Origin of the sequence: Microcoleus sp. LEGE 07076, assembly GCF_015207455.1 — a bacterium.
Lineage (GTDB): Bacteria > Cyanobacteriota > Cyanobacteriia > Cyanobacteriales > Microcoleaceae > Microcoleus.
Map to the genome: position 1 here is coordinate 14,488 of NZ_JADEWV010000080.1, position 12,615 is coordinate 27,102.

Here is a 12,615-nt window from a genome sequence, read left to right on the forward strand (position 1 = left end):
TCAACCGTCAACAGTTCGCTACTTAACAGTCTTGAACGTATCCAGTTTGCCAGTAAATCGGTTGATAAACATCTGCAAAACAGTCCGCTTGCCGATATTGATATTAGAACTTACAGCCATTCCCGACTGCAAGTTAACTTCCTGTTGATTTGGCTTGTTCTTGTTCAAAACAAACTTTTGATTCTTGAGCTTAATTTTGGTTTTGAAAGCGTAGTATTTCCGCAATTCGGTAGGAGGCTCAGCATCCTTGCTAATGTCTTTCACTTCACCCTCAGCAGTACCAAACTCCATAGCCGGGAAAGCTTCAACATTGACTTCTACGGGTACGCAGGCGTATTTCGTCAGACCCAATTTCTCTCTGTTAACTTCTTTCTCTGGACAAACGCAACTTTTACCTTTTTCGCAATCAATTTTTTCTCCATCTAATTGTTTGCCGTGATACGGCTCCAATTTCTCGCGCTTCTGTCTCATGGCATCCAATACCAAAGCTACGTTGCTGTTTTCGAGGTAAACAACTGCTTCCAGACCGTTTTCGTCATCCAAAACCTTGAGCAGCTTCTCAGTTTGCTGCGCTTCGTAATAAGCTTCTTCGCAGCGTTTCGGGCGGGGTTCCCCAGGCTTCAGCACTGACTTAATAATGGATTGGCAAATCGGATCGTTGGCTATATTTAACTTCGCATCCTGCTTCTTAGAAGGTTTCAAATCAAAGATTACCCCCGATACTGGAGACTTCAGCACTTGAGTATCGCGAGTTTGCTGCGCTTTTTCTAGCTGAGCATTTACCTCGGACAGCTTTTTGAGGTTTTCCACTTTGAAGCGACTTAGTTGAGAATCGCTGCTGGCAATTTGTTTTTCGTTTTCAGCAATTTTGGTGTACAGTTCTCTAGCCCAAGCATCCTTAGTGTTTTTTAACTGTTCTTCGGCGCGGGCGATCGACTCCTGAATGCGCGCTTGTTCTCCTTGCTGGCGCTCGATTTCTGCGGTAATTTTTTCGATGTCACCTTGACGGGCGTTAATTTCACCCCGGCGGGTATTGAGCTCGCCTCGGCGCGTGTTAATTTCCCCTTTGCGGGCGTTGATTTCACCTTCGCGCTGCTTGATTTGATCTTGCTGTTTGAGAACGTCGCTTTGGCCTCTGAAAACATCTTGTTCTTGCTTTTCTTTTTGCAGTTCAGCGATCGCTCCTTGCTCTACCAGGGGGCCTAGTCTGCCCAGAATGGCTTGATTAGACTTCAAGACTTGTTGGGATTTTGCTAACTGTTCGTCAGCCAAATCTTTCTGAGCCAGGGCTGATTTGACTTGCTCTTGCGAAGAGGCTAACTGCTGCTGAGAATAATTTAATTGGTTCTGAGCAAAACCCAATTGTTGCTGTGCGACAGTCATTTGAGCGCCGGCGGCTTTTTCAGCATTCTCAGCTTGCTTCAGTTGTTTGTCCAACTCCTGAACTTGACCTTGGGCTGCTGCTACGCGAGAGAGAAATTCCGATCGATAATTAACATACAGTCCTTGCTGAGCCGCGTCAAAATTTCCGCTGGCTCCCCGGTTGAGGTATAGCTCGTCAATCAAAGCTTGCAGCACTTTATTTTGTGCCGCGAGGCTCTGTCTGTCCTTGATTGTGGATTCTAGGTTAGAAGGAATAGGGCCTTGAACTTTGCCGTTAACAACATCTTCGTAAAATTTATTTTCTTTTTCCAGGGCCTCTTTAGTTTTCTGGATCGACGTTAAATCTGCCGCGGGTGCTAGGGGGTTGAAAGTGAGCAGAGGCTGGTTTTTTTCCACGCGATCGCCATTTTCAACGTGAAGTCTCACTACCGCGCCTGTAGCAGGAGCTTGGATGTCTCTAGCACCATCTTTTAGTTCCAATTGGCCGACAGCCGGGACAGCTTGTTCTACGCTAGCAAAATAAGCCCAAACCACACCGGAAGTGGTCATCAGCATGATCATCCACAAAAACAAGTGCGACCAAATCGCTGGTTTTTCGAGAATGATTGGTTGCTCAGAAAGCGTAATCGATTTCATAGCCATATGTTATTTGGGTATTGGGTATTGGGTATTGGTCATTGGTCATTGGTCATTGGGCATTGGGCCTTGGGCCTTGGGCATTATTGTTTGTCATTATTTTTTAGTGATTACCGATTACCGATTACCGATTACCTACGATCAGTTATTCGATGACTCTTGTTGTTGGAACAGGCAATAGTAACGTCCTTTAAGAGCCATTAATTCTTTGTGAGAACCCTGTTCGACTACAGAGCCTTGATCCATCATAATAATTATGTCGGCGTTTTGGATGGTAGTCAGGCGGTGAGTAATGAAAAACACCGTGCGGCCGACGAAAGCCTCTGCTAAGTTATTGCAAACTTGGCGTTCCGAATGATAGTCAAGGGCGCTTGTAGCTTCGTCCAAAATCAGCAGTTTCGGGTTTTGCAAAATGGTGCGGGCGATCGCCAAACGCTGTCTTTGGCCCCCAGAAAGCGACGCACCCCGCTCTCCTACTATAGTATTGTAGCCTGCAGGCAAACCCATGATAAAGTCGTGAGCTACCGCTAGTTTTGCTGCTCGCACAATCTCATCCGTACTCGCATCGGGATTGCTCAGAGCAATATTTTCCTGTACCGAGCAGTTAAACAGCAAAGTATCTTGCAGCACTACCCCTAATTGGCTGCGGAGCGAGTACAGTTCCACCTTAGCAATGTCATAGCCGTCAATAAAAATTCGACCCGACAGCGGCGCGTACAGACGCTGCAACAGCTTCATCGCCGTACTTTTACCAGAACCGCTTCCCCCCACAATTCCCACAAAACTGCCAGCGGGAAATTCCAAATTCACATTGGCTAATTGCAGCGGCCCGCTTTCTAGGAATCGGAAGGAAACCTCCTCATACTTAACCTCTCCTTGAATTGCCGGCAGCGGGATATTGCTCCTGTCTTCATCGCTGGTTTCCGTCGGTTTATCGACGATATCCTTGAGCATGTCGATCGACATCGAGACCTCTTGGAAACTCTGCCAAACGCTCACAAAACGCAGCAGCGAACCTGTCACGTTCCCCGAAATAATTCGGAAAGCAATCAACTGACCCAAAGTCATGTCATTTGCCAGTACCAAATAAGCTCCCACCCACAACTGAGCCAAGTTACCCACCTGGTTTAAAAAGCTGCTAATCGTACCTGCTGTAGTCCCCGTGATAATTGTTTTAAAACTGGCTGTAATGTATTTTGCGTAGCGGCTCGACCACTCCCATCGAGATTTCAATTCAATATTTTGAGCTTTAACAGTTTGAATCCCGCTGACTACTTCTACTAGATAAGATTGAGAGTCAGCAAAACGCATATTTCTTTGTTTGATCAGGCGCAGCACCAGCGGATTGATCAGAATAATCATCAAGGCCAGTACCGGTACCACTGCCAAAGATACGAAGGTTAGCTTCACGCTGTAGGAGAGCATGACGGCGACGTAAACCACCGAGAATACTGCATCGAGCACAACTGTCAAAGCTGTACTCGTCATGAATTCCCGAATCTGGCCCATCATGCTAAATTTGTAAACCAAATCTCCCACGCGCCGGTTGTCAAAGTAATTCTGGGGTAGCCGCAGCAAGTGGTCGATGACCTCTGCACTCAATTTGACATCAATGCGGTTTGAGGTGTCGATAAACAAAAAGGTACGCAAACCATTGAGCAGTCCTTCAAACAGGGCAACACCTAACAGAAATGCCCCCAAAATATCCAAGGTGTCAATGCTGCGCTGACCTAAGACTTTATCAATAATTACTTGGCTGATTAACGGGTTGGCAAGACCGAATAGCTGTACAAAAAACGAGGCTAGCAACACTTCAAAAAACACTGTTTTGTGTTCCATCAGCGCCGGCACAAACCACCAGAAGCTGAACTGCTCTTTTTGTTCGACTTGCGGAGCTTGCAGCAGCAGGACTTCTCCTACTTCTCCCCAGACTTCTTTAAACTGAGGTACTCGCTTCCGCATCAGCCCCTTTTCGGGCGTTGCCATCACCAATTCTTGCTCGGTGATGCTGTAAATAATCGCAAAGCTGTCTTCCCATTTAATCATTACCGGAGCTTTGATGCGGTTGATGGCATCTGCCGGGACTTGGGCTAATTGGGGCGTGAGGCCGATGCTTTGGGCGATCGCCCCGCAGGCTTGCATACTGATAGCACCAGCGGTTTTTAACTGATTTTCTAGAACTTTGCGGATAATATCTCGACGAAATTTGATCCCGAAATACTTGCTCAACATCTGGAAGCAAGCTAGCGGGGCATCTATTTTCCCTTTGGCGCGGAAAACCGGATATCTCCCGCCATCCTTTGGTTGGTTGTCTCCGGGTGCTGGGGGCTGAGCGGGGGCGCTCTTAATCTCGATCGATTTTCCAGCAGGCAGTTCCAACCCAGGGGCTACTGTCTGGGCCGTGCCATTTATGCCATTTAATGAATCTGGCTCGGGTGGGGGTTCTGGGGGTTCGCGGAAGCCGACCAAGCGCGCGCCGGCGCGGCCTTCTACTTTCAAGGATTTGGCTGCATTTTCCACAGAGAAGCGGCTGCCGGTGGGAAAGTCGCCCAAGACGCCACTGCTGACGAGCCAAATTCGATCGGCATCTAAGTCTTGGGCGAGGTCTTGAGTTTTTTTGTTGCCGTTTGGCACGTTGACAACTGTCGCGTCTTCCCAAGCGTGCGCGGTGAGTTCCTTGAGATTGGAAGTACCGTCAGCTTGGCGCTGCAATTCCAGGCTCAACAGTTCAAATACTTCGCTCAAGGAACAGTGTTCGCGAAAGGCTTCTCCAAAGGTCGGCTGTTTTTCTACTGAGTTCAGGAAATCTTCAGCAGGTAAGACGATCGCGATTACATCTGTAGAGGCGATCGCCGTTTCGCAGGGAACTCCCCTGACCAAGCCAGCCCAGCCGAGAATTTCCTTTGACTGCACCAATCGCAAACTGACGTGGCGCTGTGAGCGCTGGTCATAGCCCAGCAGCCTGGCCTGACCTTGATAGATAATTGCCACCTGAGTCGGCATTTTTTCCCGTTCAAACAGGGGCTGCCCCGTCTGATAGCCGAGGAGCTGGCATTTAGCCACCAATGCCGACAAAGCCGTCTCTGAGAGTCGGTCAAAGGGGGGTGTTTTAGCTAAAAAATCCTGAATTTGGGAGAGGGAAACAGCGGAAGAAGTCATCCGATTTTAGATTTTTAATTTTTGATTTGAGATTGATGTCGCGGCCGCGCAACCGGGGCAACATACCCAATTGTTTGCGGTCATGATATTGAAGACACCGAAGAGAGGGGCTGTAGCGGGCCAATTTGCGATACCTGTTGGGCGAGCCAGCTTTCAAAGAGTTCGTTAATCAAGTGCAGCCGCATCGATTCATCGAGCTGGGCCGGCATGAACTTTTCTAGTCGAATAATCACCATCCATTCTGCCAGAGGACGCGGCGTCCACAGTTGATTTGGCTGGCTGACAGACAAAAGTTTACTGATTGCCGGGTGAGGCTGACTGAGGGGTACTGGGCCCAACAAGCCTCCGGACTTGGATTCTGGCCCTTCAGAAAAGTCGCGTGCCACTTCAGCAAAGCTTTGTTCCCCTTCCAGGATGCGAAAGTAAAGTTCGTTTGCCAGTGCTGGATTTTTGGTGCGTACCAGCGAATAGACTACGTGGTCTAAACTGGCTTTGCGGGTTAAAAAATAATTATCTACTTTAGGTCTCCAAGTCTCTTGCTTAAACTTTTCGATCAGCAAGGGCCTGACGGCCATCTCTTGAAGTTCTTCTACCGTCATATTTTGTTGGCGCAGCCAAGCTTCTTTGGCTTCCGGGGCTGTCAGTTGGTGCTGTGCCAGAAAGTTCTCAACAGCGGATTGACGTTCTTCGTCGCTGCAACTGAAAGATGCGATCGCTTGGTCTACTATTACACCCCGCAAGAATTGGGGCATCAACTGATAGCGCTTCAGGAGCGATGGCATATCCTGAGCTTGAAGTAATTTATCGCCTATTTGAAAAAGTCCTGTCATTTTTTTATCTCCAACTGACTTGCGCTTTCCCTTTGAATTTAGCTGTGGCAGGAAAAGAGCGACAACCACTAACCTCTTAATCTCCCGATGATAGCAGAGCGCCAATAAAGCTAGCGCTATTGCTGTCTATTTCTTGACGCTTTGCCTCGCTACGGGTTCCTTTCAAATAGTTTGCCTATCCGGTAGGAGTAAGCGCGACTGTCAAGAATTTTGGGGTTGGCCGCCATTGTTTGCTGGACTCGATCCCGATAGTGCCGGCGCAGTTTTGGGTTGGTTCCCAGTGCTGTACTCAGCTCTATATAAGAGTTCTCGCTGTTTGCTACCAGTTCCGGAAGTTGTAGTTCTTCGAGGACTGCGACAGATTGGCGCGATCGTCCTGTTTGCCCTTTTCTTGCCACTACTGGCAACCCTACCAACAGCGCTTCTGCCACAGAGCAGATATCGCTGCACAGATAGGACTCTAAATATATATCAGCCAATTTCAGACATTTTATGCAATCTGCACGATTTTTTAGCGCCCGTATCACAACTATCCGCTGTTTGTCAAGCCCAAATTCCCCGAAGGTCGATCGAATTTGGTTGTAAAAAGGCACCGCCGCCCAGCTTTCTCGCCCCGAACCAAACGGATACAAAACTAAAATAGAATTCGGTACAGCAGCAATAATTTTGGCCCAAGTTTCTCTCAATTCTGGGATAATTATCGAAGCAGGAGCGCCTGAGATGAACACTACAGATTCATCAGTTGCTCCCCAACTGCTGCGAGTCGGTTCAACCCTCGCAGCAGTTGGCGCTACCGGATAGCTCAAACAAAATCCCGAACCTTCTAAAGCAATTAATTTTTCGCGGTACTCTGCTGCTGCACCTGCAGGCAATGTCAAATCTCCGGCAATCAAATAATCGATATTTCGGGCTCCGGTGGTGGCGGGGGTTGATGCGGCGGTAGCCATTTGCATCCGCGCCAATCGGTGCAAACACAGCAGTGCGGCTGGTTGGGATGTATCGGCAATATTGGTGCAGATTAACAAAATATCTAAATCGTGCGATCGAATTTCCTGTACTTGCTTCGACAAATCTGCTGACAGTAGCACCAGTTTGTCGGCGCAACTTTCGCAATATTTACCCAGTTTCTCATCTTGTACCTGGAAACTATACACGATAACTTCAAATCTATCTCTGTCTAAATATTCAAAAGCTGGAATCGCCCCAAAAATCTCTGCTGTCAAACTAATTTTATCCAGCAAAAAACCAACTCTACTTTTAGTTTTTCCAACTTCTTTGCAAACAAAATTCCAATCTATTTTACAGCCGATATTTTTTAAATAAAATTCCAGGATATCAGCTCGCTGACTCAAAACATCAAGCAGATTTGCCTCGCTCAAATACAAAGCTTGAAAGCTCACATTTTTGGCAATAAAAGCCGCTAAATAACGCCAAATTTCCGCATCGGGGAAACTGGCGATATTAGCAGCGACGTACATAATCAACTTCTGGAAATATTCAGAGTATCTTTCAATTTCCGACTTTTGTTTAAACTGATATCTTGCAACATTCTCAATTACTTGTTTAGTAACAGGCAAGATGCCTGTTCCACAAGCAGAAAATTCATCTCTCGCTTCACAGGCATCTTGCCCGTTATTGACAATCGCCAAACATCTCATTTTAAAATAATTCGGCGACTCAAATAGAAATTTCATAAAATCCTCAAAAAACCACTGAGGAATCTCTGCATTTTTATACTCTAGAGGCAACTGATAAGCCTCGCCGTACAGCACCGCTGCCAGGAGATATTGAATCTTATCGGCAATTTCCCCTGCTTCAGCAAGTTTCGAGGCTAACTGCTGCACCAAACTTTGTTCTGACTCAGTTAAAGTTTCATTTTTGAGACCGCTATCTAGTAGCAATTTATGAGCTTTTCCCGCTTCTTGCGAATAAGCACTTTCTAATTTATCGGCTGGAAAATTCAACCAATATTCCGCTAATTGTTGGCGGTATTGACGCATTTTATCCAGAAGAAACTGGTTTGAGGGCGATTTTTTGTAGTTGTCAACCAGCACTGACAAGTCAGATATATTGGGCTGGGTTCTTAATGCCAACTTTTGACGAATTTTCTCTTTGATTTCGCGATTCAGGAAACTGTAATCAGGACTATTTAATAGTTTTTTGTAAAATCTGACCACATCTTTATGATTTTCCCCAACCGCGAAGTTTTTCCAGGTTTGTTGTTCGGGATGAATCCTGAGCGACGACAGTTTTTCCTCTACAAATCCGATGTGATAATTGCCCATGATTCGCCACCACATATCTAAGTCTACATACTGAGACAATCCCGAATCAAATAATCCTATTTCTGCAAATACTCGGACGGCAATTAAGACGGTACTCGGTTCACCAATTTTGTTAATCGGGTTTTTCAAGCAGTTAGCATCTGCCAGCAATTCTTTTCCGGGCTGAATAGATTTTAAATTCGACCAACTTTTATACAAATCTTTAATTGATTGGGAAGCTTTCCGCAAAATTGGGTTGGATTCACTGTCAGCTATGGTGATGCTGCGCGGGGAGAAAACCATGCCTATTTCTGGGTTTTGTTGGGCGAGGGCGACCATTTTTTCGATACATTCTGGTGCGAGCAAGTCGTCTTGAAACAGAAATTTAATGTATTCACCTTTGGCTTGGGATATGCAGAAGTTCCAGTTTTGTGATAAGCCGTAGTTGCGGTGCAGGATGATGCGGAAGTCGGCGGATGTTTGGGATTGGAATGATTGGGCGATCGCAATTGTGCGATCTGTGGAGCCGTCATCTGATACAATCAGTTCTATATTAGGATATGTCTGAGCCAAAGCACTTTTGATTGTTTCCTCAATAAACGCTTCTCCGTTGTACGTCGGAATGCAAATGCTCACCAAAGGCTGCCAGTTTTGCAGTTGTGCTTTTGATTGAGTTTTGGGTTGTGATGATTGCAAGTCAGCCTTAATTTTTGCAGGCTCTGTTTTGGCTGTTGCTGACAGAGGCAAGTTTTGAAAATTATCAGTAATCTCGGCAATATATTCGAGACGTTTTCTAATTTTGTTGCCTGTAACTTGCGGGTTGAGTAAAGTCTTGATTTGCTCAGAACCTACTGCTCCAATTTGTTGAGATTCCCGGGAATTGTTGAAAACTTTCTGCATTAAATCAGCAGCGTGTGCGACATCCGGTTGGGCCCAAATATTGCCTTTTTTGTAAGGCCCGCAATCTTGCTCAATTGGGATTAACTTATACTTGACTAAAAAACTATTGCCGACATTCATAAATTCTGTATTTGATGAATAGTCGGTGGCAATTACGGGTTTTCCGTAAAACATCGCCTCTGCCATTGTCAAGCCGAATCCTTCGCAGCGGTGCAGCGAGACGTAGCAGTCGCAATTGTAGAGCAAACCGTTGATTTTGTCTTTGGACAAATACCCGTCTAGATGTTTGATATTTGAATTGTTTGCTATGGCTGAGTTTAAGGATGCTTGAGCTTCTGGAAAATTCTTTGAATTGGAAGATTTAAGAATCAACAATACGCGGTCATCTGCCCCAAAAGCTTGTTTAAATGCTTGAATTGCCTCTAAAGGATTTTTGCGCTCAATGCGGCTGGAAAAGTCGAATATAAATAGGAAAATAAATTTATTTTTAGGTAAATTCAGTGCTTCTCTGTTCAGAGAAGGTGCGGGGAGAGCGATACTGGGCAGGATTTTGATTACGGGAATTGGCGAGACTTGGGAAATTGTTTCAGCGCAATAGTTGCTGTAAGTCCAGATTTCGTGAAAGTGATTGAATGCTGGCTGCCATTCGGCGGGAAATGCGGGAATTTCCCAGGCCCAAAATCCGATATTGTATTTGTTTTGAAAATATCTGGAGCCTGTATGTTTGATAAAGGTTGCAACTTCGTCGGCGTTGACTTGAATTAAGTTTACGGGATGGGGATTTTGGCGGCTAAAATTTTGATAGGTGGTGTCTTGTTTGCGGTGGGGACTGCGGGTAAAATTGTTGAGATTAAAGGGGATTTTGGCGGCTTCGGCGGCTCGGATGTTTGCTCGGACGCCTTCTCCTATGCCAAATTCGCCGTTGATGTAGCCGGCGATGTTAATTCCTAGATTTTGATTCATAGTTTTTAATGTATTGAGTTAAGTGTTGTGTTATTTTTCCGGTCGAAAAGCTGAATTAATTGATATTCTAAATGGCGTTTTAGCAGGGTAGGAGTTGAGAATAAATTCTGATGTTCTCAATATTTGCTAAGATGTAGCAATCTTTGCTGGACGGGAGAACAGGATTTAATTGAATCGCAGAGGGCGCAGAGTACGCTGAGGAAGAGAAGAGAGGGAAGAGCAAGAGTTGGTAACTGAAAATTTTGTTCTTGACAAATGTGCCGATCGCCATTGTATACTGGCATCGCCATGCTAACCTTCGGCTGGTCGTCTGTTGGCATGGGTGGCTCTGTTTTATTTTACGATAAACTAATCAGGAATTTTAGACAAAGTGATCGATCGCGTCAACCACGACCTTTTGAAGCTGCTACCGCCGGATGCTAAAGTCGTTGTCGAAATTGGCTGCGGTACGGGCTTGACTGGTGAAGAATACAAGCAGGTAAATCCCCACTGTCAGTATATTGGTATTGAGCGCGATCGCGAAAAAGCTAAGATTGCAGTCGATCGGCTAAACTGGGTGACGGTAGCCGATATTGAAGAAATTGCCGTTGAAAGTCTCGAAATCGCCCCCGAAAGCGTCGATTGTTTGATTTTTGGCGACTTGCTACCCTATCTCAAAAATCCCTGGGATGTCCTCAAGCAGTACAGTGGTTTGCTCAACCAAGAGGGGCAAATTTTCGCCAGCATCCCCAACGCTCAATACTGGCGGCGCATTGTCAATCTGTTGCGGGGAAATTGGGAAAATCCCGACAGCAAGATGCAGCACTGGTTTACCCTAGAAAGTATTAAATCACTATTTGCTGATGCCGGATTGCAGGTTTACGAGCTGCAAGGAAAGGGACACAAAACTGAAACTTTTGTCCGCTTCCAGCAATTGCTGCATCCAATGGTGAAGGCTTTAGAGCTGACAGCGGCGGATTTTGCTACGGAAACGGGTGCTGAATATTATATCGCGCGATCGACCAAATCGGCCGTACCGCCCCGCAGACTGCTGATCCAAACTATCATTATGGCTCCGACAGGGTGCGATCGCGTGCGAGTTTTGGAACCCGACAAATTTAGCGCCACAATTCCCGGTGTCCGCACCGTCTCCGGCGTGAAAGCAGCAGAATTGATTAGCCCCCTAGCTGGAGAAGAAAAAGTATTCATCTGGCAGCGGACAATCATGCAATATCCCGCCTACATTCCCCAACTCAAAAAATTGCTGGAACAAGACTACTTAATAGTAGCTGAAATTGACGACAATCCCATCCGCCGCCGCGAATACGCAGACAACAATTACCTCAGCTATCGCGGCTGTCACTGCGTTCAAACCACCACTGAACCGCTAGCAAAAATGTTGCGGCACTACAATCCCAATGTTGCCGTATTTCCCAATCAATTAGCTTATTTGCCCCCGCAGCGAATTTACCCGACAGCAGATGCAGTCACCATATTTTTTGGTGCGCTCAACCGCGAAAAAGATTGGCAGCCGATTCTGGCAGCGCTCAATCGAGTTTTAGCAGCACACAAACATCGAATTCGAGTTAAAGTAATTCACGACAGCAGATTTTTTGAATCCTTGGAAATAAAGCACAAAGAACTTGAGCCATTTTGCACTTACGAACGGTATCAAGAAATCATGTACAGTTGCGATATAGCTTTGCTACCGCTCGTTGACAACCCGGTTAACGAAATGAAATCGGATTTAAAATTTATTGAATGTGCGGCGCGGGGAGTTGCTGTTTTGGCAAGTCCCACCGTGTACGAAGATTCGATTGTTGAAGGTGAAACCGGATTAATTTATAGAAGTGAAAAAGAGTTTGAAATTAAGCTAAATTCGCTAATTGACGATACTTCTATGCGCCAAGAAATAGCCGCGAATGCTTACGAATGGGTGCGCGACAACCGCTTGCTGTGCGGGCACTACCGGCAGCGGCGAGATTGGTACTTGCAAATGCGGGACGAGTTGCCGCGTTTGAATGCTGAGTTGCGAGGAAGATTGCCGGAGTTATTTAGCAACTAAATGTAGAGGGGGAGAGGGGGAGATAGATTGACAATAATTATTTAGGTGAAACTCATATGAGGAGAAGATGAGCAATCAACGAATTCAAAGTCATCGGGATTTGCAAGTATATCAACAGGTGCTTAATGCTGCCATGCATATTTTTAATTTAAGCAAAAAGTTTCCTGTTGAAGAGAGATTTTCATTAACCGACCAGATACGTCGTTCATCGCGCTCTGTATGTGCTAATTTAGCTGAGGCTTGGAAAAAACGCCGTTATGAAGCAGCTTTTGTGGCTAAGTTAAGCGACTCTGAAGCCGAAGCGGCTGAAACTCAAACCTGGATTGAGTTTGCTGTCAAGTGCAATTATTTAGATATTCAATCTGGCCAAGAACTCGACCTAGCTTACGACCAAATTCTCGCTATGTTAGTGAACATGATTCACCATTCCTCAGAC

The 12,615-nt window shown here is 45.9% G+C and carries 7 protein-coding genes; 2 read left to right on the forward strand and 5 right to left on the reverse strand.

The window, feature by feature from the left end:
* Positions 1-18 precede the first annotated feature (18 nt).
* From IQ270_RS15045 to IQ270_RS15065, 5 genes are all read right to left on the reverse strand, one after another.
* Positions 19-2,025: a chromosome partitioning protein ParA gene (locus IQ270_RS15045; protein WP_193973986.1), complete on the reverse strand. Its 2,007-nt coding sequence runs from the start codon at positions 2,023-2,025 to the stop codon at positions 19-21.
* A gap of 135 nt (positions 2,026-2,160) precedes the next feature.
* Positions 2,161-5,178, reverse strand: coding sequence for a peptidase domain-containing ABC transporter (locus IQ270_RS15050; protein WP_193973987.1), 3,018 nt, complete (start codon positions 5,176-5,178; stop codon positions 2,161-2,163).
* Positions 5,179-5,258: 80 nt separating this feature from the next.
* Complete coding sequence (locus IQ270_RS15055) at positions 5,259-6,008, reverse strand: peptidylprolyl isomerase (protein WP_193973988.1); 750 nt, start codon at positions 6,006-6,008, stop codon at positions 5,259-5,261.
* A 149-nt stretch (positions 6,009-6,157) separates the two neighbouring features.
* Positions 6,158-10,135 (reverse strand): glycosyltransferase, encoded by a 3,978-nt coding sequence (locus tag IQ270_RS31095; protein WP_228056385.1) that lies wholly within the window; start codon positions 10,133-10,135, stop codon positions 6,158-6,160.
* Positions 10,136-10,251: 116 nt separating this feature from the next.
* Positions 10,252-10,455, reverse strand: a complete 204-nt coding sequence (locus tag IQ270_RS15065; RefSeq protein WP_193973989.1) for a hypothetical protein — start codon at positions 10,453-10,455, stop codon at positions 10,252-10,254.
* 50 nt (positions 10,456-10,505) lie between these two features.
* Between IQ270_RS15065 and IQ270_RS15070 the strand changes: the two genes are divergently transcribed.
* Both IQ270_RS15070 and IQ270_RS15075 read left to right on the forward strand, forming a co-directional pair.
* A complete protein-coding gene (locus IQ270_RS15070) occupies positions 10,506-12,179 on the forward strand; it encodes a methyltransferase domain-containing protein (protein WP_193973990.1) in 1,674 nt (557 codons plus the stop codon).
* 67 nt (positions 12,180-12,246) lie between these two features.
* Positions 12,247-12,615 (forward strand): four helix bundle protein (locus tag IQ270_RS15075; protein ID WP_193973991.1); only part of this gene is annotated, 369 nt, incomplete at its 3' end.